General features: G+C 61.4%; 24 protein-coding genes. 12 read left to right on the forward strand and 12 right to left on the reverse strand.

What is annotated here, in order from left to right; translation table 11 throughout:
* Positions 1 to 197: 197 nt before the first annotated feature.
* Together KI235_RS25290 and mqo are read left to right on the forward strand one after the other, a co-directional pair.
* Entirely contained in the window at positions 198 to 431 is a 234-nt protein-coding gene (locus KI235_RS25290) for a hypothetical protein (RefSeq protein ID WP_003205490.1), read from the forward strand.
* 738 nt (positions 432 to 1,169) lie between these two features.
* Positions 1,170 to 2,678, forward strand: a complete 1,509-nt coding sequence (gene mqo, locus KI235_RS25295; RefSeq protein ID WP_003205492.1) for a malate dehydrogenase (quinone) — start codon at positions 1,170 to 1,172, stop codon at positions 2,676 to 2,678.
* Between the two features lie 116 nt (positions 2,679 to 2,794).
* On the opposite strand, the gene KI235_RS25300 is transcribed toward mqo, so the two are convergent.
* A complete protein-coding gene (locus tag KI235_RS25300; protein WP_003205493.1) occupies positions 2,795 to 3,082 on the reverse strand; it encodes a PA4642 family protein in 288 nt (95 codons plus the stop codon).
* A 61-nt stretch (positions 3,083 to 3,143) separates the two neighbouring features.
* Positions 3,144 to 3,626: a hypothetical protein gene (locus KI235_RS25305; RefSeq protein WP_003205495.1), complete on the reverse strand. Its 483-nt coding sequence runs from the start codon at positions 3,624 to 3,626 to the stop codon at positions 3,144 to 3,146.
* Between the two features lie 203 nt (positions 3,627 to 3,829).
* Between KI235_RS25305 and dauA the strand changes: the two genes are divergently transcribed.
* Entirely contained in the window at positions 3,830 to 5,572 is a 1,743-nt protein-coding gene (gene dauA / locus KI235_RS25310) for a C4-dicarboxylic acid transporter DauA (RefSeq protein WP_003205497.1), read from the forward strand.
* Between the two features lie 165 nt (positions 5,573 to 5,737).
* Here dauA and KI235_RS25315 read toward each other — a convergent pair whose 3' ends face one another.
* Positions 5,738 to 6,211, reverse strand: coding sequence for a WbuC family cupin fold metalloprotein (locus KI235_RS25315; RefSeq protein ID WP_003205499.1), 474 nt, complete (start codon positions 6,209 to 6,211; stop codon positions 5,738 to 5,740).
* 3 nt (positions 6,212 to 6,214) lie between these two features.
* Entirely contained in the window at positions 6,215 to 6,772 is a 558-nt protein-coding gene (locus tag KI235_RS25320; RefSeq protein WP_003205500.1) for a hypoxanthine-guanine phosphoribosyltransferase, read from the reverse strand.
* A 164-nt stretch (positions 6,773 to 6,936) separates the two neighbouring features.
* Here KI235_RS25320 and upp point away from each other — a divergent pair, with 164 nt between their 5' ends.
* Positions 6,937 to 7,575 carry a uracil phosphoribosyltransferase gene (gene upp, locus KI235_RS25325; RefSeq protein ID WP_003185330.1) on the forward strand — a complete coding sequence of 213 codons (639 nt, stop codon included), beginning with the start codon at positions 6,937 to 6,939 and terminating at the stop codon, positions 7,573 to 7,575.
* A gap of 2 nt (positions 7,576 to 7,577) precedes the next feature.
* On the forward strand, positions 7,578 to 8,852 hold the full coding sequence (locus KI235_RS25330) for a uracil-xanthine permease family protein (protein WP_013694204.1): 1,275 nt from the start codon (positions 7,578 to 7,580) through the stop codon (positions 8,850 to 8,852).
* A gap of 124 nt (positions 8,853 to 8,976) precedes the next feature.
* On the opposite strand, the gene hemH is transcribed toward KI235_RS25330, so the two are convergent.
* Complete coding sequence (hemH, locus tag KI235_RS25335) at positions 8,977 to 10,002, reverse strand: ferrochelatase (protein WP_003205503.1); 1,026 nt, start codon at positions 10,000 to 10,002, stop codon at positions 8,977 to 8,979.
* A gap of 13 nt (positions 10,003 to 10,015) precedes the next feature.
* A complete protein-coding gene (locus KI235_RS25340) occupies positions 10,016 to 10,915 on the reverse strand; it encodes a TIGR01777 family oxidoreductase (RefSeq protein ID WP_013694205.1) in 900 nt (299 codons plus the stop codon).
* A gap of 196 nt (positions 10,916 to 11,111) precedes the next feature.
* On the opposite strand from KI235_RS25340, the gene KI235_RS25345 reads away from it, so the two are divergent.
* The 6 genes from KI235_RS25345 (at position 11,112) to KI235_RS25370 (ending at position 16,875) form a co-directional block, all read left to right on the forward strand.
* The gene (locus KI235_RS25345; protein ID WP_003205507.1) at positions 11,112 to 12,098 is read left to right on the forward strand and encodes an NAD(P)/FAD-dependent oxidoreductase; all 987 of its coding nucleotides are present in this window, start codon (positions 11,112 to 11,114) and stop codon (positions 12,096 to 12,098) included.
* Positions 12,099 to 12,271: 173 nt separating this feature from the next.
* Entirely contained in the window at positions 12,272 to 13,234 is a 963-nt protein-coding gene (locus tag KI235_RS25350; RefSeq protein WP_003205508.1) for a DUF523 and DUF1722 domain-containing protein, read from the forward strand.
* Positions 13,234 to 14,181: a MerR family transcriptional regulator gene (locus KI235_RS25355; RefSeq protein ID WP_013694207.1), complete on the forward strand. Its 948-nt coding sequence runs from the start codon at positions 13,234 to 13,236 to the stop codon at positions 14,179 to 14,181. Before KI235_RS25350 ends, KI235_RS25355 begins: the two co-directional genes overlap by 1 nt.
* A 12-nt stretch (positions 14,182 to 14,193) precedes the next feature.
* Positions 14,194 to 15,645: a deoxyribodipyrimidine photo-lyase gene (phrB, locus tag KI235_RS25360; protein ID WP_003205510.1), complete on the forward strand. Its 1,452-nt coding sequence runs from the start codon at positions 14,194 to 14,196 to the stop codon at positions 15,643 to 15,645.
* A gap of 123 nt (positions 15,646 to 15,768) precedes the next feature.
* The gene (locus KI235_RS25365) at positions 15,769 to 16,542 is read left to right on the forward strand and encodes an SDR family oxidoreductase (protein ID WP_003205512.1); all 774 of its coding nucleotides are present in this window, start codon (positions 15,769 to 15,771) and stop codon (positions 16,540 to 16,542) included.
* 27 nt (positions 16,543 to 16,569) lie between these two features.
* Positions 16,570 to 16,875, forward strand: coding sequence for a YkgJ family cysteine cluster protein (locus tag KI235_RS25370; RefSeq protein WP_003205513.1), 306 nt, complete (start codon positions 16,570 to 16,572; stop codon positions 16,873 to 16,875).
* Positions 16,876 to 16,999: 124 nt separating this feature from the next.
* Here the strand turns inward: KI235_RS25370 and KI235_RS25375 are convergent, their stop codons facing one another.
* From KI235_RS25375 to hemA, 6 genes are all read right to left on the reverse strand, one after another.
* Positions 17,000 to 17,518, reverse strand: coding sequence for an acyloxyacyl hydrolase (locus KI235_RS25375; protein ID WP_003205514.1), 519 nt, complete (start codon positions 17,516 to 17,518; stop codon positions 17,000 to 17,002).
* A gap of 113 nt (positions 17,519 to 17,631) precedes the next feature.
* A complete protein-coding gene (gene murI / locus KI235_RS25380; protein WP_003205515.1) occupies positions 17,632 to 18,423 on the reverse strand; it encodes a glutamate racemase in 792 nt (263 codons plus the stop codon).
* Entirely contained in the window at positions 18,416 to 19,171 is a 756-nt protein-coding gene (locus tag KI235_RS25385; protein ID WP_003205517.1) for a molybdopterin-synthase adenylyltransferase MoeB, read from the reverse strand. Before KI235_RS25385 ends, murI begins: the two co-directional genes overlap by 8 nt.
* The gene (gene prmC / locus KI235_RS25390; protein WP_003205518.1) at positions 19,165 to 19,995 is read right to left on the reverse strand and encodes a peptide chain release factor N(5)-glutamine methyltransferase; all 831 of its coding nucleotides are present in this window, start codon (positions 19,993 to 19,995) and stop codon (positions 19,165 to 19,167) included. Before prmC ends, KI235_RS25385 begins: the two co-directional genes overlap by 7 nt.
* 14 nt (positions 19,996 to 20,009) lie before the next feature.
* Complete coding sequence (prfA, locus tag KI235_RS25395; RefSeq protein WP_003205519.1) at positions 20,010 to 21,092, reverse strand: peptide chain release factor 1; 1,083 nt, start codon at positions 21,090 to 21,092, stop codon at positions 20,010 to 20,012.
* Positions 21,089 to 22,378 (reverse strand): glutamyl-tRNA reductase, encoded by a 1,290-nt coding sequence (gene hemA, locus KI235_RS25400; RefSeq protein WP_003205522.1) that lies wholly within the window; start codon positions 22,376 to 22,378, stop codon positions 21,089 to 21,091. Before hemA ends, prfA begins: the two co-directional genes overlap by 4 nt.
* 172 nt (positions 22,379 to 22,550) lie before the next feature.
* Here hemA and KI235_RS25405 point away from each other — a divergent pair, with 172 nt between their 5' ends.
* Positions 22,551 to 24,275, forward strand: a complete 1,725-nt coding sequence (locus KI235_RS25405; RefSeq protein ID WP_003205523.1) for a tetratricopeptide repeat protein — start codon at positions 22,551 to 22,553, stop codon at positions 24,273 to 24,275.
* Positions 24,276 to 24,279 lie beyond the last annotated feature (4 nt).

The raw sequence follows: 24,279 nt of genomic DNA on the forward strand, positions 1-24,279 counted from the left end.
CTCCAGAATCGGGCACAAACAGGCCGGCAGTATAGCGGTGCGCCATCGCCGTGAACTAGCGTCGCACGATGAATACTGAAATGTCTGACACGGGCCATGGTTGCCGGTTCCTGTCACCCCATTGTCACGGTCCTTACACCGGCATGTCATAGCCCACTGTCAGGCTTATCCCAAGCTCCCTGACCCGGTATCCGATCATGCGCTTCCTTATTTCCCTGTTCACCCCTCGTCCTCATCACCGCAGCTTCGCCTTGCTCGATCGCGACGGCCGTTGCCAGGCGTTCAAACAGTGCAGCCTGCAACCCATGGGCGAAGGCTGGGTGGAAATCGAAGAGATCCGTCTCAACTGGCTGCACCAGCCACTGCCCGCCAGCGCCCGCGTGCAAGCGCTTCCTGCTCGCGCACGTAACCGGCAGCTGTTGACCATCTGACCGGACGGCTAATAAAAGTCATTAAACACGACCATTTCCCTGCGTTTCTTCGATACAATCTCCCCCCGATTATAAGGACGTCTCCTGATCGGGCCTCGCAACACCGCTGATGCGCTGGTATTGGCACCCCGCAACGCCCACAGAGAGCCGCCCACACAGATCGAGTGAAGCTGGCGTGCTTGCTGTTCCTCCAGGCAAATCACCACTTTTCGCGAATCTGCAGAGCTGTCATTACGCTCGGTCACTGAGCTGTCTGCCCGTTTTGCCTGTCATGTATTACATGGGGGCAACCAAACCGGGCGCAGTGCCAGGCTGGGACAGCCCTTTTTTGAGGTTCACGTCTTCAAAAGAGCGTGAAAAAACGGGTTTTCACAACTTCACGAGAGTGTGGCGAGCAAATGAAGAGTTTTGCGTCTGAACAAGCACCATTAGCGTCTGAAACAGCCCAACGACACAGGACCGGATATCGCTCAAGAACCGGCGCCTGAAGCCTGTCCGCTACGGATTTGGTTGCACGAACGGATGTCTCGGCCATAAGTCGAATTGCCTGCCCGGCGCTTAAATGAGTTCATGTGACTCTTGAGGCCAGGCTGCATGCATCCGCAGTAGGTGCGAAAAATTGCGAAGATTCGGACATGGCGATCCTGGCCATGGATAACTGGGGCGCAACTGACCTGCCCCGCCACTCTTGGCCGCTATGCCGACAATTTGGTGCTGCAGATTTTGGAGACGCGTTAAATGGCGCATAACGAAGCAGTCGATGTAGTTCTGGTAGGGGCCGGCATCATGAGTGCCACCCTGGCCGTACTGCTCAAGGAGCTCGACCCCGCGATCTCGCTGGAAGTCGTCGAGCTGATGGATTCCGGTGCCGCGGAGAGTTCCAACCCGTGGAACAACGCCGGTACCGGCCACGCCGGGCTGTGTGAGCTCAACTACACGCCCCAGGCAGCCGACGGCAATGTCGACATCAAGAAGGCCGTGCACATCAACACCCAGTTCGAGGTGTCGAAGCAGTTCTGGACGTACCTGACCAGAAAAGGCACGTTCGGCTCCTCCAAGTCCTTCATCGCCCCGGTGCCACACCTGAGCTTCGTGCAAGGCGAGAAAGGCGTGTCGTTCCTGAAGAAGCGCTTCGAGCTGATGCACCAGCATCACGCCTTCGCCGACATGGAATACACCGAGGACAAGGCCCGGATGGCCGAGTGGATGCCGCTGATGATGCCTGGTCGGCCGGCCGATGAGGTTATCGCCGCCACCCGTGTCATGAACGGTACCGACGTCAACTTCGGCGCCCTGACCAACCAGTTGCTCAAGCACCTGACCAGCGCCCCGGACACCCAGGTCAAATACTGCAAGCGCGTCACCGGCCTCAAGCGTAACGGCAGTGGCTGGACCGTGAGCATCAAGGACGTCAATTCCGGCAGCAGCCGCGATGTCGACGCCAAGTTCGTGTTCCTGGGTGCCGGCGGTGCGGCGTTGCCGTTGCTGCAAGCCTCGGGCATCGAGGAAAGCAAGGGCTTCGGCGGCTTCCCGGTCAGTGGCCAGTGGCTGCGTTGCGACAACCCGGAAGTGGTCAAGCACCACCAGGCCAAGGTCTACAGCCAGGCCGCCGTGGGCTCGCCGCCGATGTCGGTGCCGCACCTGGACACCCGTGTGGTCGATGGCAAGAAATCCCTGCTGTTCGGGCCATACGCCGGTTTCACCACCAAGTTCCTCAAGCACGGCTCGATCATGGACCTGCCGCTGTCGGTACGTGCCGGCAACATCGGCCCGATGCTGGCCGTGGCCCGGGACAACATGGACCTGACCAAGTACCTGATCAGCGAAGTGATGCAGTCCATGGAACAGCGCCTGGAATCCCTGCGTCGCTTCTACCCCGAGGCAAAGGCCGAGGACTGGCGCCTGGAAGTGGCCGGCCAGCGGGTGCAGATCATCAAGAAAGACCCGAAGAAAGGTGGCGTCCTGCAGTTCGGTACCGAACTGGTGGCGGCCAAGGACGGCAGCCTCGCCGCCCTGCTCGGCGCATCGCCGGGTGCTTCGGTGACCGTGTCGATCATGCTGGAACTGATCGAGCGTTGCTTCCCGGACAAAGCCAAGGGCGAGTGGGCTACCAAGCTCGCAGAGATCTTCCCGGCCCGAGAAAAAGTGCTGGAAACCGACGCGGCGCTGTATCGCAAGATCAATGCGCAGAACAACATCGCGCTGGAGCTGGTTGAAGAAAGCAGCGAGACTCAAAGCTACGCTTGATTTGATCGCATAAAAAAACGCCCCGTTCTCCATGAGAGCGGGGCGTTTTTTATGGGTGACGCTTTCGTGGCGAGGGAGCTTGCTCCCGCTGGCCTGCGAAGCAGGCCCAGGATCAATCAGCCACGCGCCTTCTCGATCAAATCGATGTAATCCTCGGCATTACGCTGGTCGCGCACCAGCGCGACGAAATCGTTGCCGTGTTCATCCTTGCCATTGAGGTCATGACCGGCCGCGACGAAGAACGTCAGGAAACGCTCGAAATCGTCGACCCGCAGGCCGCGGTAGGCCTTGATCAGTTTGTGCAGCGACGGCGACGTGGCATCGACCGGTTCGAAATTGAGGAACAGCTTGATCTGTTCATCGCCAATCTCGTCGCCAATCACTTGTTTCTTGTCTTTACGCATTGCCGGCTCCAGCTCGCACAGTTCACGGGGCGGGCAGTTTACCCCCGGCAGGCCTCGGGGCTCAACGCGGGCGTTCGGCACCGGTGTGCAGGTCGGCCCAGATATGGCCGTTGGCGTAAGTGAGAAACTGCACATAGACCGTGTTGTTGCGCAGCAGATCGATGACCACCCGGTACTGGGCCTGTGGATAAGACAGCGTCAGGGTCTTGCTTGCCTCGTCGAAGACCGGTTTCTTCAGGCTTTTGCTTTCGCCGTCGAAGTTAAGGATCACCTGGCTGAGGGTCGCCCCCTTGTTCATCGGCTTGCCCTTGAGGCGGACCAGCAGCGGCGAAGTGACTGGAATCGGTTGCTGATTGGACTGACGCTGGTTACCCAGCACCACCGAATACTCGGTGACTTGCAGCAACTGCTGCTGTTCAGGCTGCTCCTGGCGCACCACCAGGTCATCAGGCGGCAGGAACTGACTGTGCATCGGCGCAGCCTCGGCCGCCAAGGGCAGGCTGGAGATCAACAGCAAAGTGGCGCAGCGGATCAATACACGCATGACAAGCTCCGGGGTCTTGGCCGGGCACTCTAGCATGAGCCCAAGCGGTAAAAATAACGATCCAGATCAATACATCCGCGCAACGAGCACGGCATACTCAAAGAGCCATCAGCCCCGGTCTAGCGACGCATGATCGTTCCCACGCTCCTGCGTGGGAATGATCTGTATAGGGCCAGTGCCAGCCCCACCTTCAAGGAGTATTCATGTCTTTCTCCGCCCCACCGTTGTTTGCCGCCTGGCGTCAGGCCTGGCGCGCCGGTTACACCCTTGAACGCCTGCGTGGCGACCTGGTGGCCGGGCTGACCGTCGGCATCATCGCCATCCCACTGGCCATGGCCCTGGCGATTGCCGTTGGCGTGCCGCCGCAACATGGCTTGTACACGGTGTTGGTGGCCGCGCCCTTGATCGCCCTCACTGGCGGCTCGCGCTTCAACGTCAGCGGGCCGACGGCGGCGTTCGTGGTGATCCTGCTGCCCATCACTCAACAATACGGCCTCGGCGGCTTGTTGTTGTGCACCATGCTCGCCGGCCTGATCCTCATCACCTTGGGATTGATGCGCGCCGGACGGCTGATCCAATACATCCCCTACCCGGTGATCCTTGGCTTTACCGCCGGGATCGGCGTGGTCATCGCCACCTTGCAACTCAAGGATCTGCTGGGGCTGACCACCATCGGGCAAGCCAAGCACTACATCGAACAGTTGGGCGAACTGATCATGGCACTGCCCAGTGCCCGGCTCGGCGATGGCATCATCGGCGTCACGTGCCTGGCGGTGTTGATTGCCTGGCCACGCTGGGTACCGCGGGTTCCCGGGCATTTGGTTGCCTTGCTGGTCGGGGCGCTATTGGGACTGGCGCTGGAGCGCGGCGGTTGGCCGGTGGCGACATTGGGTGAGCGTTTCAGCTACGTGGTCGATGGCATCAGCCACCCCGGTATCCCGCCGTTTTTACCAAGCTTCGAGTGGCCATGGAACCTGCCTGATGGCCAGGGGCATCCCTTGACGCTTTCCTATGACCTGATCCGCCAATTGCTGGGCCCGGCCTTCGCCATTGCCATGCTTGGCGCCATCGAGTCGCTGTTGTGCGCCGTGGTGGCGGATGGCATGACCGGCAGCAAGCACGACCCCAACGCAGAACTGATCGGCCAAGGCCTGGGCAATCTCGTGGCGCCGCTGTTTGGCGGTATCACCGCCACGGCGGCCATTGCCCGCAGCGCGACCAATGTGCGCAGCGGCGCCTCTTCACCGCTGGCCGCGATCATTCACAGCCTTGTGGTGCTGCTGGCGATGGTGCTGCTGGCGCCCTTGTTCAGCTACCTGCCAATGGCCGCCCTGGCGGCGCTACTGGTGATAGTGGCCTGGAACATGAGCGAAGCCGGACACGTGCTGCATACCTTGCGCATCGCACCGCGCAGCGACGTACTGGTGCTGCTGACCTGCCTTAGCCTGACCGTCCTGTTCGACATGGTCATGGCCGTCGCCGTCGGCCTGCTGCTGGCCGCCGGGCTGTTCATCAAGCGCATGAGCGAACTGACCGACAGCGCCGAACTGCCGCGCCACTTCCACCAGGCGCTGCTGGACATGCCCGAGCATGTGCGCTGCTACGCAATTCGTGGGCCGCTGTTCTTCGGCGCGGCAGAAAAAGCCCTGGACGTGCTGCGCAAGTTCGATCCGGGGGTGCGCGTGGTGGTGGTGGAAATGAGCGCCGTGCCCATGCTGGACATGACTGCGCTGGCTGCGTTTGAAAACGTCCTGAAGGATTACCGCAAACAGGGCATCGGCCTGATCCTGGTCGCGACGGCGCCAAGGGTGCGCCTGAAGCTGCGCCGTGCCGGTATTCATCGCGAGCAGCGGCAATTGGCGTATGTGCAGACCCTGGAGCAGGCGCGGGTCAAGAGCGAGCAATGGCTGGCTGCTGGTAGCACCGCTCGTTCCAGCCTTGCCTGAACCGTGGCGAGGGGGCTGGCTGGCGCCAGGGGCGAATGCCAAAAACTGTGGGAGCGAGCTTGCTCGCGATGACGGCGGTACGTCCGACACCCAGGTAATCCGACACTCCGCTATCGCGAGCAAGCTGGTTCCCACCCTCGGGAACCAGCTCCTCGCTACAGAGTACTAGTCGAACTGGGCGCGCATCCAGGCGTGGTATTGCGCCACGCCGGGCTCGCCTTCACGGGGCGCCCAGTGGGCCAGTTCGCCCTCGCCTACGGGCCGGTAGGGGCCGGCCTTGCATTCGAACATCAGGCTGTCGGCTTCCAGCACCACCAAACCGTGATACACGCCGGCCGGCAGGTCGACGCCGAGGCAATCGCCACCGGCCTGCAGGATGCGCTTGTCCACCACCGCACCGGTTTCATCGAAAATCAACACCCCCAGCCGGCCCTTGAGCACCAGCAAGGTTTCCGCCTTGTCGGCGCTCAGGTGGCGGTGCGGCGGGATGTAGGTCGAAGGCTGCAAGCCCACCGCCATGCGGTGGCACGGCTCATCCATCTCATGGAAGTTATGGTGCTGCCGTCCGCGAGGACTGGCCGCAGCTTTTTCGGCCAATTCATCGAACAGTGCATGATCCAGAAAGCTTGGCCGGGTCATCGATTACATTCCTTTAACGGCGAAAATGCCATTGGCGTTGCGCCAGTAACCTTTGTAGTCCATGCCATAGCCGAAGATGTAGCGGTCGATGCACGGCAGGCCGACGAAATCGGCTTTCAAGTCAGGGCGCGCCTTGCGGTCATGGTCCTTGTCGATCAGCACGGCGGTGTGCACGGCGCGGGCACCGGCGTGTTTGCAGAAGTCGATGATCGCGCCCAGGGTGTGACCTTCGTCGAGGATGTCGTCGATGATCAGCACGTCGCGGTCGATGAACGAGACTTCCGGCTTGGCTTTCCAGAACAGGTCGCCGCCGCTGGTTTCGTTGCGATAACGCGTCGCGTGCAAGTAGGACGCTTCCAGGGGGAAGTTCAGGTAGGTCAGCAGTTTGCCGGAGAAAATCAGCCCGCCGTTCATGACACAGAACACCACCGGGTTGGCATCGGCCAGTTGGTCGTTGATTTGCGCACCGACACGGGCGATGGCCGCTTCGACTTCGGCTTCGGTGTACAGGCAGTCAGCCTCTCGCATGATTTGACGGATATGCTCGAGATCAGCGGACATGGCGCTCTCCAAGGGTGGCAGGGTTCGGAAAAACCGGCAAAGGTACGCATCCCGCCCGGCCAGATCAAGCGTTTGTGGACTAACGTTCTGTATTGTCTATAGGACAACACCCTCGGATAGATTAATCTAGGCCGGTTTTTTTGCCCGCCGCCGGAGCCTTCCCCATGCCCATCCTCGAGATCCGCCATCCGCTGATCAGACACAAACTCGGCCTGATGCGCCGCGCTGACATTAGCACGAAGAACTTCCGTGAACTCGCCCAGGAAGTCGGTGCCTTGCTCACTTACGAGGCCACCAAGGACCTGCCGCTGGAGTCCTATGAAATCGACGGTTGGGCCGGCACGGTCCAGGTCGAGAAAATCGCCGGAAAGAAGATCACCGTGGTGCCGATCCTGCGCGCCGGCATCGGCATGCTCGAGGGCGTGCTGAGCCTGATCCCGGGGGCCAAGGTCAGCGCCGTGGGCGTGGCTCGCAACGAGCAGACCCTGCAGGCGCACACCTACCTGGAAAAACTGGTGCCGGAAATCGACGAGCGCCTGGCGATGATCATTGACCCGATGCTCGCCACCGGCAGCTCCATGGTCGCCACCATCGACCTGTTGAAAAAGGCCGGCTGCCGGGACATCCGCGCCATGGTGCTGGTCGCCGCTCCCGAAGGCATCAAGGCCGTGCAGGATGCCCACCCGGACGTGACCATCTACACCGCGTCCATCGATCAGAAACTCAACGAACACGGCTACATCATCCCGGGCCTGGGCGATGCCGGCGACAAGATCTTCGGCACCAAGCAGAAGGACGCTTGAGCATGCAGGATGAGTTCAACGATCCGCTCTGGCGCCAGGTGCTGTCCGGCGCGCAGATGCTGTTCGTCGCCTTCGGCGCGCTGGTATTGATGCCGCTGATCACCGGGCTGGACCCTAACGTGGCGCTGTTCACGGCCGGCCTGGGAACGATCCTGTTCCAAATCGTCACCGGGCGCCAGGTGCCGGTGTTCCTGGCTTCGAGCTTTGCCTTCATTACCCCGATCATCCTCGCCAAGGGCCAGTTCGGCCTGGCCGCGACCATGGGCGGCGTGATGGCGGCAGGTTTCGTCTACACCTTTCTTGGCCTGGCGGTGAAGATCAAGGGCACCGGGTTCATCGACCGGCTGCTGCCGCCGGTGGTGATTGGCCCGGTGATCATCTCCATCGGCCTGGCCATGGCACCGATTGCCGCCAACATGGCGATGGGCAAGGCCGGCGACGGTACCGAGCTGATTCATTATCAAACCGCGATGCTGATTTCGATGCCAGCCCTGCTTACCACCCTGATCGTGGCGGTGTTCGGCAAAGGCATCTTCCGCCTGGTGCCGATCATTTCCGGGGTGTTGGTGGGCTTTGCCATGGCGTTTTTCTTCGGCGTCGTGGACACCGCGAAAATCGCCGCCGCGCCGTGGTTCGCCCTGCCGAACTTCACTGCACCGGAGTTCAATTGGCAGGCGATCCTGTTCATCGTACCGGTAGCGCTGGCACCGGCCATCGAGCACATCGGCGGCGTGATAGCCGTGGGCAGCGTGACCGGTCGCGACTACCTGAAAAAACCCGGCCTGCACCGCACACTGCTCGGTGACGGCATTGCCACCACCGCCGCCGGCCTGTTCGGCGGCCCGCCCAACACCACCTACGCCGAGGTGACTGGCGCGGTGATGCTGACCAAGAACTACAACCCGAAGATCATGACCTGGGCGGCGATCTTTGCCATCAGCCTGGCATTCATCGGCAAGTTCGGCGCGCTGCTGCAAAGCATCCCGGTGCCGGTGATGGGCGGGATCCTGTGCCTGTTGTTCGGTTCGATTGCGGCGGTGGGCATGAACACTTTGATCCGCCACAAGATCGACCTGGGCGAGGCGCGCAATCTGGTGATCGTTTCGGTCACGCTGGTGTTCGGCATCGGCGGTGTACTGGTGGGCACCGGCACTGGGCCGGACGACTTCGGCCTCAAAGGCATCGCGCTGTGCGCGGTGGTGGCGATTGCGTTGAACCTGCTGCTGCCGGGCAATGACAGCTGGAAGCAGAAGCAGGCGGATGAGCCGCTGCTGTAGATTCACCGCCTGCACTATTGTCATCGCGGGCAAGCCTTGCTCCCACAGGTTTTGAGTGGACCATGCTTGAATGGTCAAGACAAAATCTGTGGGAGCAAGGCTTGCCCGCGATGCTTTTCGAGGTTTACAGAGCTATCGGCGCCCGTTCGCAGAGGGTACTCAACGCCTGCGCCCACTGCGCCTCATCATTGAGGCAAGGCACCAACACCAACTCTTCTCCCCCCGCCTCGCGGAACTGCTCGCGGCCGCGATCGCCGATTTCCTCCAGGGTTTCAATGCAGTCGGCCACGAACGCCGGGCACATCACCAACACTTTCTTCACGCCGCTTTTAGCCAATTCCTCCAAGCGCGCCTCGGTGTAGGGTTCGATCCACTTGGCCCGTCCCAATCGCGACTGGAACGACACCGACCACTGACCATCCTTGAGCCCCATGCGCTGGGCGAACAGCTCGGCAGTGCGAATGCATTGCGCGCGGTAACAGGTCGCCATGACTTCCGGCGGCGCGTTCTTGCAGCAGTCGGCATCCTTGAAGCAATGAAACCCCGTAGGGTCGAGCTTGGTCAGGTGTCGCTCCGGCAAGCCGTGGAAACTCAACAACAGATGATCGTGTTCCTGTATCAGGTACGGCTTGGCGCTGGCCACCAGGGCGTCGACGTATTCGGGCTGATCGTAGAACGGTTGGAGAATCGAGAACTGCACATCGAGTTTCTTTTCCCGCACGACCCGCTTGGCCTCCTCGATCACCGTGGTCACGGTGCTGTCGGCGAACTGCGGGTACAACGGCGCCAACGTGATCTTCTTGTGACCCTGGCTCGCCAGCCGCACCAATGCCGATTCAATGGACGGCTCGCCATAACGCATTGCCAGCTCTACCGGGCCCCGGGTCCACTGCGCGGTCATGGCCTGTTGCAGCCGGCGGCTGAGCACCACCAGCGGCGAACCCTCCTCCCACCAGATCGAGGCGTAGGCATGGGCCGACTGCTCGGGACGCTTGATCAGGATCAGCGACACCAGCAAGCGCCGCACCGGCCATGGCAGGTCGATGACATACGGATCCATCAGGAATTGATTGAGGTAGCGGCGCACATCGGCCACCGAAGTGGAGGCAGGCGAACCCAGATTCACCAGAAGCAACGCGTGATCGGTCATGCAACGTCCTATTTCAAAGGCGGCTGGACAAGTCTTCCAGGGCCGCAGGCAAATCAGTGAACCGGAATGTGAAACCCGCCCCCTGCAATCGGGCCGGCGTGGCGCGCTGGCCGCCGAGCAACAGCAATGACAACTCCCCCAACGCGACTTTCAACACAAGTTCCGGCATCGGCACCACGGCTGGCCGATGCAATACATGCCCCAGGGCCTTGGCAAAATCGCGGTTGCGCACCGGGTTCGGAGCGCACGCATTATAAGGACCGCGGGCATCAAAGCGGTGCAGAAGAAAATCAATCAGGGCGATTTGATCGTCAATATGAATCCACGGCATCCACTGCCGACCATTGCCGATACGCCCGCCCAGCGCCAGTTTGAACGGCAGCAGCAGCCGCGACAAAAAGCCGCCCTCGGCAGACATGACCAGGCCGGTACGAACCAGCACCACGCGTATGCCCAACGCCTCGGCTCGTTGCGCGGTTTCTTCCCAGGCGATACACAACTGGCTGGCGAAATCTTCGCTCACCGGCCCCGATTCCTCGGTCAACTCACGCTCGCCACCGTCGCCATACCAGCCCACCGCGGAACCGGAAATCAATACCTGCGGTTTCTGCTCGCATCGCTCCAGCCACGCCAGCAAAACTTCCGTCAACGTGATGCGACTGCTCCACAACAACATCTTGCGTTTGTGGCTCCAGGGCCGGTCGGCAATCGGCGCTCCCGCGAGGTTGACCACCGCGTCCACCGGCTCGACAATTTCATCGAGCCGGGCAACGCCTCGCACATCTGCCCCACAGATTTTCGCCACTTCTTCGGGTCGGCGACTCCATACCGTCAAGCGATGTCCCTGCCCCAACCAGAGGCGGCAGAGCTGACGTCCGATCAAACCAGTACCGCCGGTCAGCAATATGTGCATGAGATGTTCCTCGCATCGCGTTTTACCCGGCCCATTAGTCTATTTTTATAAGCAGGGATTTTTCGTATTGGACAGGGTCTGTGTTTAACAATAGGACAAGCTGTCCAAACGCGAACGGTAAAACTTATACCAAAAACCCGAATTGTACAGGTTTAAACGACGGCGTAGCCTGTACAGAAAGGTAAACGAGGCCCTCATGACTGTACCTATCGCAATCATCGGCACCGGCATCGCCGGACTTTCAGCCGCCCAGGCCCTGACGGAGGCCGGGCATATCGTTCAACTCTTCGATAAAAGCCACGGCAGCGGCGGACGCATGTCGAGCAAACGCAGCGACGCCGGCGCATTGGACATGGGCGCGCAATACTTCACCGCCCGCGATCGCCGTTTTGTCACGGAGGTCCAGCGCTGGCAAACAAACGGCTGGGCGGCGGAATGGAACCCGCAACTCTACAACTTCCAGAACGGACAACTGAGCCCATCGCCGGATGAACAGACCCGCTGGGTCGGCACGCCGCGCATGAGCGCTATCACCCGCGCCCTGCTCGACAAGTTGCAGGTGCAGTTTTCCTGCCGGATCACCGAGGTGTACCGCGGCCAGGAACACTGGCATTTGCAGGACGCCGAAGGTTTCACCCACGGCCCCTTTGGCCAGGTGGTGATCGCCACGCCCGCGCCCCAGGCCACCGCATTGCTGGCGGCCGTACCGAAGCTGGCCGCAGTGGCCGCCGGGGTGAAGATGGACCCGACCTGGGCCGTGGCACTGGCCTTCGAAACACCGCTGGATACACCCATGGAAGGCTGCTTCCTACAGGACAGTCCCCTGGACTGGCTGGCGCGCAACCGCAGCAAGCCGGGGCGCGACAACACGCTCGACACCTGGATACTGCACGCCACCAGCGAATGGAGCCGGCAACACATCGACCTGTCCAAGGAAGCCGTGATCGAACACCTGCACGGCGCCTTCGCCGAACTGCTGCACAGCGCGATGCCCGCACCGAGCTTCAGCGTGGCCCATCGCTGGCTCTACGCCCGCCCCGCCGGCAACCACGAATGGGGCGCGCTGGCCGATGCCGACCTGGGCCTGTACGTGTGCGGCGACTGGTGCCTGTCCGGCCGGGTCGAAGGCGCATGGCTCAGCGGCCAGGAGGCTGCACGCCGCCTGCATGCAAGCCTGCAGTAAAGCGCGTCACCCATCGCTATCCGCTGCTGTCGAAAGAGACAGCAGCCTGCCTGCGACACAGATTGAGGTCGCCTCGCCACACAATCCGGTTGACTTGTGCCCGTTCGGACCTATGATGAAAATATTGTACAGAAATACAAAACTGTACAAGATTTAGCAATCAGAGGTCGCCTATGCCCAGCACAGCCATCGCCAAACCCAGAATCGCCATCAGCGCCTGCCTGATGGGTGCTGAAGTTCGCTTTAATGGCGGGCACAAGCAATCGCAGTTGTGCAGCCGCACCCTCGTCGACTATTTCGATTTCGTGCCGGTGTGCCCCGAAGTCGCCATCGGCCTGGGTATCCCCCGGGAGCCGATTCGCCTGGTGGGCGACCCCGAACACCCCGAGGCGCTCGGCACCGTGAATCGCGACCTCAACGTGACCCGGCCACTGGCCGACTACGGGCAGCAAATGGCCGGGGAACTGGATGACATCTGCGGCTACATCTTCATGCAGAAATCGCCGTCCTGCGGACTGGAGCGGGTCAAGGTCTACGACCACAACGGCGTGACCCAGGATGGCGGCGGGCGCGGCATCTATGCCCAGGCCTTCTGCGAACGCCACCCCGACCTGCCGGTGGAGGAAGACGGTCGTCTCAACGACCCGGTACTGCGCGAGAACTTCCTGACCCGGGTGTTTGCCTATGCCGCCTGGCAACCCTTGCGCCGCCAGGACCTGACCCGTCGCGACCTGATCGAATTTCACTCGCGCTACAAATACCTGCTGATGGCCCACAACCCGGTGCAATACAAGGCCCTGGGCAATTTGCTGGGCAACATGGGCAAGGCCGACCCCAATGAGTTGGGCCCACGCTACTTCAGCGCATTGATGGCCGCCTTGAAGAAATGCGCCACCCGCCGCACCCACACCAACGTGCTGCAACACCTGAGCGGTTACCTCAAGCGCGCCATCGACGCCGAGGACAAGCAGGAAGTACAGCATCTGATCGGGCAATACCGCCTCGGCATCGTGCCCTTGGTGGTGCCACTGACGTTGCTCAAGCATCACTTGCGCCAGCATCCCGATCCTTACCTGGCGCAGCAGGTCTACCTGCAACCGCACCCGGAAAACCTCAGCTTGCGAAACGCTATTTGATGAAGAGCGAACCCGACTCCAGCGCCAGCGAAGACCTGGGGGCCGACTTTGCCAAGGCCTTGGCACAAGGCTGGCTGCCCATACGCGAGGTCGCCCGGCAAACCGGTGTCAACGCCGTCACGCTGCGAGCCTGGGAACGCCGTTACGGCCTGATCGTGCCGCACCGCACGCCCAAGGGGCACCGGCTGTTCAATGCCGACCATGTGCAACGGATCCTGAGCATTCTCACCTGGATCGACCGTGGCGTTGCGGTGAGCAAGATCAAGCCTTTGCTGGACACACCGCAGCCACCGACCGAACCCACACAGGTGCCGGAGAATGACTGGCAGCGTCAGCGCCACGCCCTGGTGCTGGCGGTGACGCAACTGGCCGAGCGCCAGATCGATGACCTGGTCAACCAGGCGATGGCGCTGTACCCGCCCTGGACCGTGTGCGAGCAGTTGCTCTTGCCGTTGCTGGCCGAGCTGCACCAGCGCTGGCAAGGCCAGTTCGGTGCGCAGCTGGAACGGGTCTTCCTCAACTCGTGGCTGCGCAGCAAGTTCGGCAGCCGGATCTACCACAACAACCGTCAGTTGCGCGGCGCGCCACTGTTACTGGTCAATCATTCGGACTCGCCCCAGGAGCCGCACCTGTGGCTCACCGCCTGGCTGGCCAGCAGCGCCGACTGCCCGGTGGAAGTGTTCGACAGCCCGCTACCGGCCGGCGAACTGGCCCTGGCGGTCGAGCGCCTCAAGGCCCGCGGCGTCCTGCTGTATTCCAGTCACGCCCTCAACCTGTCCCAACTGCCCAGGCTGCTGGGTGGAATCGATTGCCCGATCGTCATTGCCGGCCCGGCCGCGTCGATCCACCACGCCAGGTTATCCACAGGCGTGTCGATGATTGACGTGTCCTGGGCCGAAGACCCGTTATCGGCTCACCGCGAACTGAGTCGCCGAGAACTCCTTTAAATGGAAGACAGCATGCAACTGATCTGGCTGCGCAGCGACTTGCGCCTGCACGACAACACCGCCCTCGCGGCTGCGGCAGCCCAAGGCCCCTGCGTGGCGGTGTACTTGACCAGCCCCGAACAATGGCGCGCCCATGACGACGCACCGTGCAAGATCGATTTCTGGCTGCGCAACCTCGGCGCGTTGAGTGCGACCCTGGCCGAATTGAACATCCCACTGCTGATCCGCGCCGCTGCGCATTGGCACCAGGCCCCGCAGGTACTACTCAAGCTGTGTCGCGAACTGAACGTCGGCGCCGTGCATGTCAACGAAGAGTACGGCCTGAATGAAACGCGACGCGACGCCGAAGTCGCCCGCGTGTTGAATGACCAGGGCGTTGAATTTCACAGCCACCTCGATCAATTGCTGTTCAAGCCCGGTAGCGTACTGACCAAGACCGGCAATTACTTCCAAGTGTTCAGTCAGTTCCGCAAGGTCTGCTACAGCCGTCTGCACTTTTCATTGCCGAGCCTGGTCGCCACGCCGGCCCGGCAGGCCCTCACCGGCATTGCCCGCGACCCGGTGCCGACTCAAGTCGATGGGTTCGCCCCGCCCAGCGAAGCGCTACGCGCCCTCTGGCCCGCCGGGGAAACCGAAGCCCGTCGGCGCCTGGACACCTTTGTCGACCAGCACATCGACGATTACCAAGGCGAACGGGATTATCCCGCCAGACCCGGCACCAGCCAGCTCTCGGCCTATCTGGTGGCCGGCGTGGTGTCGCCACGTCAGTGCCTGCACGCCGCGCTGCAAGCCAACCAAGGTGAATTCGAGAGCGGAAGTGCCGGTGCTGTGACCTGGATCAATGAATTGCTCTGGCGCGAGTTTTATAAACACATTCTCGTGGGCTATCCACGCGTGTCGCGCCATCGTGCGTTTCGCCCGGAAACCGAGGCGCTGGCATGGCGCAAGGCCCCCGCAGAATTGGAAGCCTGGAAGCAAGCACGCACCGGCCTGCCGATTATCGATGCAGCCATGCGTCAATTGCTGGAGACCGGTTGGATGCACAACCGCTTGCGGATGGTCGTAGCCATGTTCCTGACCAAGAACCTGTTGATCGATTGGCGCGAAGGCGAGCGCTTTTTCATGCAGCACCTGATCGACGGCGACCTGGCCGCCAACAATGGCGGCTGGCAGTGGAGCGCCTCCACCGGCACCGATTCCGCGCCCTGGTTCCGTATCTTCAACCCGTTGAGCCAGTCGGAAAAATTCGACCGCGAGGGCCTGTTCATCAAACGCTGGCTACCTGAACTGAACGATCTGGACAAGCAACAGGTCCATAGCCCAAATACCCAGGGCGGCTTGTTTGGCGCCGTGGATTATCCGGCACCGATTGTCGACTTGAGGCAATCCAGGGCGCGTGCGCTGGCAGCGTTCAGAAACCTGCCAGCACGACAGGACGCGACCGTTGAGGGGATGGGCGATTAGCGAACAAGAAATTGCCAGCCAGCGGGATGCATTGTTTATCCGATAACATATAGTCTTACTAGTCGTACGGACTCTACTGAAAAGCTACGTATCAGTGCGCTGTCCAATCGAAAGGAGTAGGGAATGGGTCTAAGACTGCCACGGCGCTATTGGCTCACCGGGGCTGGCAACGGAATCGGCGCTTCGTTGGCTGAGGCGATACTGGAGACAGGTGCATACCTGGCCGTCAGTTCGCGCTCGACCCGATCATGCGAAACCCTTTCGGTACGTTATCCAGGACAAGTGCTAAGCGTGCCCGGCAATTTGACCGACAGCCAGGCCGTGCGCGAGATCGGCGAACAGATCGCCCGTCAATGGGGCGCCCTGGATCAGGTGATCGTCAATGCCGGGACGGCTGAGTACGTTGACGGGCAGCCGGCTGATCACACATTGATCGAGCATATCGTGCGCAGCAATCTGCTGGCTGCCAGTTTCTGCCTCGAAGTGGCCATGCCCTTGTTGCGCGCCGGGACCGAACCTCATCTGGTGGGCATTGCCAGCCCGGCGACTTACCTGCCGCCTTCGCAAATAGAAACGGGTGGCAGCGGGATGCGTCATCTGTTCGAATCGGCTCGGGCAGACTTGGCGTGCGCGGGTGTCGATGTGACGTTGGTACACCCTGGCTACGACGGCCCATTGCTGGGGCCCGACGATTGCTTCCAAACCCCGATTCACTGGTCGGCGGACGAAACAGCGCGGCATGTGCTGGATCAGTTGGTCGAGCGCCCGCGAGAAGTTGCGCTTCCCATTGCCTCCATGACCGCACTCTGGCCTTTGCCTTCGTCGACCGAAACCCTGCCAACCGATATCGGCTCATCCCAGGCGAAAAACGGCTATCCGATCAAGGGACAACCCTGAGCCGCCGATTGCCTTACACTGCGGACCATGAAAACCATCCCCGTCCATGAAATCCCGGCACCGGCCGTCACGTGTTCGACGTGCGCGGCGTGCTGCTGCCAGTTGGAAGTGATGTTGATCACCGACACTGGGGTTCCGGAGCGTTTTATCGACACGGACGATTGGGGTGGAGAGGTGATGCTGCGGCTGGATGACGGTTGGTGCGCGGCCCTGGATCGCGACAGCATGATGTGCACCATCTACGAAAAGCGTCCGCTGATCTGCCGGGAGTTCGAGATGGGCGCACCGGAGTGCCTGGAAGAACGCCAAGGGATTGCGACGGCGTATCGATAAAGGCGTGGTCTGATCTATTGTGGGAGCGAGCTTGCTCGCGATAGCGGTGAGTCAGACAACTTTATCTTGGCTGGTCTATCGCTATCGCGAGCAAGCTCGCTCCCACTGTTCTCAAACTGTTTTGTTACAGCGGCATCGTATAGTGCAGCGAGTAGCTTTCTACACCGTCGTTAGTCGACTTGATACCGGCGTTGGAGTAATGAGTGGCGCGAATGCCCACTTCATGCCCACCGTTGAAGCGCAGGCCGAAGCCGATACGATCTTCAAATTGGAAAGCCGTACCGAGCTTGTTGTCTTCCACTTCGGTATTGGCGAACAACGCCACACCGACACCCGCCTCGATGTAAGGCTTCACGTTCTGGCCGGAAAACTCATACACAAACACAGGCGAAAACGACAGGCTGTGATTGCTGGATGTCTCGTCCCCTTCCCAATAGGTGTAGGCGCCGCTCCAGTAGCCAGTCAGGCGACCGACATCACTTTGCAGCCAACTCTTGTCCCAGTCGAACTGCATGCCCAGGCGATAGGTCATGGTCGAATCGCTGGTCTGGCCAACCCCAAATTCCACACCCGCTGCTTGTGCAGTGTAAGTGTGCCCCAACAATGCGGCCGCAAGCGCGGAAAAGCAGAATAAGCGCTTCATTAGAAACATCCTTTTCGAACAGACTTAGTTAGTTTTGTTACAAACAGACAAAGCTATAGAAATCCGCATCCAAACAGAAGTTCAGCCCGTTTCACACGGTTTTCACATTCTTTTTACAGATCGAAGCTTCGCACAACGCCGGACGAATGCCATAGCGTTGGTAGGATTTTTCTTAAATGTATCGGGTCTGCACTCGTCCAGAAATACGTTTCGCCGGCTGGCCCCTCAGCCAACAGCTCTCGCTCAGCCAAAAGGCGCTGAAGTTGCCGGGCCACGGCGGCACCGGTGTCGATCAGGCTGATGTGCTCCGGAATCATCCGCGCGAGCAATGGCTTGAGGAAGGGATAGTGCGTGCACCCCAGGATCAGCGTATCGCAGCCGGCTGCCAGCAAGGGGTCGACGTAATGTTGCAGCAACTGATACAAGGCCGGACTGTGCAAATCACCCGTTTCGATCAGTTCAACCAGGCCCGGGCACGGTTGCGTGATGACTCGCACATCGGTGGCGAAACGGTCGAGCAAAGCGGCGAACTTGGCGCTCTGCAAGGTGCCGGTGGTGGCGAGCACGCCGACGATACCGCTACGGGTCGCGGCAGCCGCCGGCTTGACCGCCGGCTCCATCCCGACGATGGGCCAATGGGGAAAATCACGGCGTAGATCGGCAACGGCAGCAACCGTTGCGGTGTTGCAGGCTACAACCAGCGCCTTGGCGCCCTGGCCCAGGAGAAAGTCGGCAATGATCGAGCAGCGTTGTCGGATGTATTCCGGGGTCTTCTCGCCGTAAGGAATATGCCCACAGTCGGCGACATACAACAGCGATTCATTGGGCAGCAGCTGGCGAATTTCCCCCAGCACCGACAACCCGCCGACACCCGAGTCAAGCACACCAATCGGCGCTTCACTCATGCTGGCCACCGCAGACGCTGCAACCCGGGTCACGCTTGACCCGCAGTTCACGGAAACGCGTGCCCAGGGCGTCGATCAACAGCAAGCGCCCCACCAGCGGCTCACCGAAACCGGCCAGCAACTTCAAGGCTTCAAGGGCTTGAAGGCTGCCCACCAATCCTACCAGCGGTCCGATCACACCGGCCTCGCTGCAGGTCAGCTCGGCTTCGCTGCCGTGGCCATAAAGGCAGTGGTAGCAAGGGCTTTCGGGGCGGCGTGGGTCGAACACCGACAACTGCCCTTCCAGGCGAATCGCCGCGCCGCTGACCAGCGGTTTACCCGCTGCGACACAGGCCGCGTTCACCGCTTCGCGGGTCGAAAAATTGTCGGAGCAATCGAGTACCACATCCACTGCCGCGACGGCCGCGGCCAGACTGTCTTCGTCCATGGCCGCCCGGTGAGGCACCAGCCGAACCTCGGGGTTGATCGCCCCAAGGCGTCGCATCGCCGAATCGACTTTGCTCAGGCCGACGCTGTCGGTGTCATGGATGATCTGGCGTTGCAGGTTGGTCAGGTCGACGGTGTCGAAATCCGCCAAGTGCATCTCACCCACGCCAGCGGCGGCCAGGTACAACGCCACCGGGGCGCCGAGACCGCCAAGGCCGATGATCAGCACGCGGCTTTGCTTGAGACGCAATTGGCCGTCGATGTCGACGTGCTGCAACAGAATCTGCCGACTGTAGCGCAACAGCTCCTGATCGTTCAGCACGGCAGGCACCCCAAGCTGATGCGCTCATGACCACCCAGGTCCTTGCGGCTGTGGACTTCGACAAAACCTTGAGTGCGCAGCAAATCGCACACCGCCTCGGCCTGATCGTAACCATGCTCGAGCATCAGCCAGCCGCCCGGCTCGAGGTGAGCCGGTGCCTGGGCAACGATCTGGCGCAAATCATCGAGCCCGTCCGGCCCGGCAACCAGGGCACTGGCCGGCTCGAAGCGCACGTCGCCCTCGATCAGGTGCGGATCGCTGGCCGCAATGTACGGCGGGTTGCTGATGATCAACTCGAAACGCGTGTCTTCCAGCGCACTGAACCAGTGGCTGCTCAACACCGTGACGTTGTGCAGGTCCAGGCGCTGGCGATTGCGCTCGGCCAGGGCCACAGCCTCCAGCACCCGGTCGACCGCCGTAACTTTCCAGGCCGGGCGCTCGCTGGCCAGTGCCAGGGCAATCGCGCCGCTGCCGGTGCCCAGATCCAGGACCCGGGCCGGTGTAGCCGGCAGCAAGGCCAGCGCGGTTTCCACCAAAAGCTCGGTGTCAGGACGCGGGATCAGGGTATGGGGCGCGACTTCCAGATCGAGTTTCCAGAAGCCCTGTTGTCCGAGTATGTACGCCACCGGCTCGCCAGAGCGCCGCCGCCGCAGGTATTCGGAGAACAGCAACGCCGCCTCGCTGGGCACGATCCGCTCGGGCCAGGTGTGCAGGAAGCTGCGGGACTTGCCCAAGGCTGCGGCCAGCAACAACTCGGCGTCCAGCCGTGCCGTGGGCGAATCCGGCAACTCGGCCGCGCGTAACAGACTGGCGATGATGGTCATTTTTTCACCTGTGCTTACTCGCCAATCGCAGCCAACTGGTCGGCCTGGTATTCGGCCAGTAACGGCTCGATCACCGCATCGACACCACCGGCAAGGATCTCGTCCAGGGAATACAGGGTCAGGTTGACGCGATGGTCGGTGACCCGGCCCTGGGCGAAGTTGTAGGTACGGATCCGCTCGGAACGATCGCCCGAGCCCACCAGCAATTTGCGTTCGCTGGCGATGGCATTGGCGGCGGCGCTGGTCTGCTGGTCGTTGAGCTTGGCCGACAACCAGGCCATGGCCCGCGCGCGGTTCTTGTGCTGGGAACGTTCTTCCTGGCACTCGACCACGATGCCCGAGGGCAAGTGCGTGATGCGGATCGCCGAGTCGGTCTTGTTGACGTGCTGGCCGCCCGCGCCGGAGGAACGATAAGTGTCGACCCGCAGATCTGCCGGGTTGATCTCGATGGCTTCCTGCTCGTCCGGCTCGGGCAATACCGCCACGGTGCAAGCCGAGGTGTGGATCCGCCCTTGGGACTCGGTGGCCGGCACGCGTTGCACGCGATGGGCGCCGGATTCGAATTTCAGCTTGCCGTAGACGTTGTCGCCTTCGACCCGGGCGATGACTTCTTTATAGCCACCGTGTTCGCCTTCGTTCTCCGAGAGGATCTCCACCCGCCAACCGCGACGTTCGGCGTAACGCGAATACATGCGAAACAGGTCGCCGGAAAAAATCGCCGCCTCATCGCCGCCGGTACCGGCACGGATCTCAAGGAACACATTGCGCCCGTCATTCGGGTCCTTGGGCAACAGCATGCGTTGCAGACTGCTTTCCAGTTCAACCAGTTGATCCTTGGCTTCGCGGACTTCCTCCACGGCCATTTCGCGCATATCCGGGTCGCTGTCCTTGAGCAGTGCCTGGGCACCTTCAAGGTCACCCTGCACTTTGAGCAACTGTTTATAGGTGGCGACAATCGGCTCGACTTCCGCGTATTCCTTGGAATAGGTGCGGAATTTGTTCTGGTCGGAAATGACTTCGCCATCGCCCAGCAAGGCGGTCAGTTCTTCGAAACGGTCCTGGAGGATGTCCAGTTTGTTGAGCAGTGACGCTTTCATTGCGGTTTTTTATCCGAAAAGCTATCCGGTGAGCCCTCACCGAGGGCGAAGAGTTCCTGGGCCATGGCCAGCGCATCGAGGCGGCCTTCGGCGGTCAACTTCTTGAGCTGGACACTGGGGGCGTGGAGCAATTTGTTGGTCAGGCCGCGGGCCAGTTGTACCAGCACCTCTTCGGCATTGCCGCCGTTGGCCAGCAGGCGCTGGGCTTTTTGCAGTTCCTCGTCGCGCAGGCGTTCGCTCTGCTGACGATAGGCCTTGAGCACATCCACCGCCGCCAGCTCGCGCAGGCGCACCATGAAGTCGTCGGCACCGACGCTAATCATCTCTTCGGCCGCCTGGGCCGCGCCCTGCCGGCTCTTGAGATTCTCGGCGACCACCTCATGCAGGTCGTCGACGCTGTAGAGATACACGTCATCCAGCTCGCCGACTTCTGGCTCGATGTCCCGGGGAACAGCAATGTCCACCATGAAAATCGGCTTGTGCTTGCGCAGCTTCAGGGCACTTTCCACGGCGCCCTTGCCAAGGATCGGCAACTGGCTGGCGGTGGAACTGATGACGATGTCGCTGTGTACCAGTTCCGCGGGAATGTCCGACAGCAACACCGCATGGGCACCGAACTGCTCGGCCAGGGTACTGGCCCGCTCCAGGGTCCGGTTGGCGACGACTATGCGCTTGACCCCCAGGTCATGGAGATGGCGGGCGACCAGGGTGATGGTCTCCCCAGCGCCGATCAGCAGCGCCTGGCTGCGTTGCAAATCACTGAAAATCTGTTTCGCCAGGCTGACAGCGGCAAACGCCACGGACACCGGGTTTTCGCCGATGGCCGTGTCGGTGCGCACCTGCTTGGCGGCGTTGAACGTCGCCTGGAACAGGCGCCCCAGCAGCGGGCCGACGGTGCCGGCCTCGCGGGCCACGGCGTAGGCCGACTTCATCTGGCCGAGAATCTGCGGTTCGCCCAACACCAGCGAGTCGAGCCCCGAGGCGACACGCATCATGTGACGAACGGCCGCATCATCTTCATGCACATAGGCACTGGCGCGCAGTTCTTCAAGGCTCAGCTTGTGATAGTCGGCCAGCCAGCGCAGGACTGAATCGGCCGAAACGTGATCCTGTTCTATATAAAGCTCGCTGCGATTGCAGGTGGAGAGGATCGCAGCTTCGCGGCTGTCGGTGAGTCGGCAGAGCTGCTGCAAGGCCTCAACCAGCTGCTCAGGCGTAAAGGCCACGCGCTCGCGGACGTCTACTGACGCAGTCTTGTGGTTAATACCGAGTGCAAGGAAGGCCATTCAAGGTCGCTGATAGTGACGTGAAGCCGGCAATTGTCCTACTTCGTCAGATTCAGAACAACCACTCGATCTCTATCGCCCTGCCCGGGGTTGTAAATCGACGGGGCGGTTATGTTTGACCGAAGGCTTGTGTCATGATGATCTGACCGCAGGTTAGTCGTCCTCTTCCTATATGAATAGATCTTCCGCGTTGCTCCTCGCTCTTGCCTTGCTCAGCGGCTGCCAGTCCATGGCCCCCGTTTCGACGGACGGTACGCCGCCGGTCGAAGACAGCGTGCAGGTACCTGAAAAACCCAAGGTCTACGGCTCGTTCAGCGAAGAAACCATCTTCAGCCTGTTGAGCGCCGAACTGGCGGGCCAGCGCAATCGCTTCGACATTGCGCTGGACAACTACGTGACCCAGGCCATCAATACCCAGGACCCGGGGATCTCCGAGCGGGCATTTCGCATTGCCGAATACCTGGGCGCCGACCAGCCCGCGCTGGATACCGCGCTGATCTGGGCCAAGAATGCCCCGGACGACCTCGAAGCGCAGCGCGCCGCTGCCGTGCAACTGGCCCGGGCCGGACGCTACGACGACTCCATGATGTATATGGAGAAGGTCCTACTGGGCAAGGGCGACACCCACTTCGACTTCCTGGCCCTGTCCGCTGCCGATACCGACCAGGAAACCCGCAACGGCCTGATGAAAAGCTTCGATCGCCTGTTGCAGCGCCACCCGAACAACGGCCAGCTGATTTTCGGCAAGGCCCTGCTGCTGCAACAGGATGGTGACACCCAGGGCGCCCTCACCCTTCTGGAAGACAACCCGCCGGAAGCTGGCGAAGTAGCGCCGATCCTGCTGCGCGCACGCCTGCTGCAAGGCTTGAACCGCGGCGACGAAGCGCTGCCGCTGCTGGAAAAAAGCATCAAGAAGTACCCGGACGACAAACGCCTGCGCCTCACCTACGCCCGCATGCTGGTGGAAAACAACCGCATGGACGACGCCAAGGTGGAGTTCTCCAGCCTGGTCCAGCAATACCCGGAAGACGACGAGTTGCGTTATTCCCTGGCGCTGGTCTGCCTGGAAGCCAAGGCCTGGGAAGAGGCCAAGGGTTACCTGGAAGACCTGATCGCCCGGGAAAGCCACGTCGACTCGGCCCATCTGAACCTGGGTCGCATCGCCGAGGAGCGCAATGACCCCGAGAGCGCACTGATCGAGTACGCCCAGGTCGGCCCGGGCAACGACTATCTGCCGGCGCAGTTGCGCCAGGCCGATATCCTGATCGGCAATGGCAAGACCGCCGATGCCCAGAGCCGCCTCGCCGTACAACGCGACTCCCAACCGGACTACGGCATCCAGCTGTACCTGATCGAAGCCGAAACCCTGGCGGCCAACAATCAGGGCGACAAGGCCTGGAACGTGCTGCAACAAGCCTTGAAGCAGTACCCGGATGACCTGAACCTGCTTTACACCCGCGCCATGCTGGCGGAGAAACGCAATGACCTGGCCCAGATGGAAAAAGACCTGCGCCTGATCATCCAGCGTGACCCGGACAACGCCATGGCCCTCAACGCCCTGGGCTATACGTTGTCGGATCGCACCACCCGTTACGACGAAGCCAAGCTGCTGATCGAACAGGCCCACCAGATCAATCCGGAAGACCCGGCGGTGCTCGACAGCCTTGGCTGGGTGAATTTCCGCCTGGGCAATCTCGATGAAGCCGAACGCCTGTTACGCCAGGCCCTGGAGCGCTTTCCCGACCAGGAAGTCGCCGCTCACCTGGGCGAGGTCCTGTGGGCCAACGGCAAACAACGCGAAGCCCGGCAGATCTGGAGCCGATTCCTCAAGGATCAGCCTGACAGCCCTATCTTGCGCAGCACCATCAAACGCCTGACCGGATCCGAGACTCTTTAAGATT

The organism is Pseudomonas sp. St386 (assembly GCF_018325865.1).
In the GTDB taxonomy this organism is placed as follows: domain Bacteria; phylum Pseudomonadota; class Gammaproteobacteria; order Pseudomonadales; family Pseudomonadaceae; genus Aquipseudomonas; species Aquipseudomonas brassicacearum.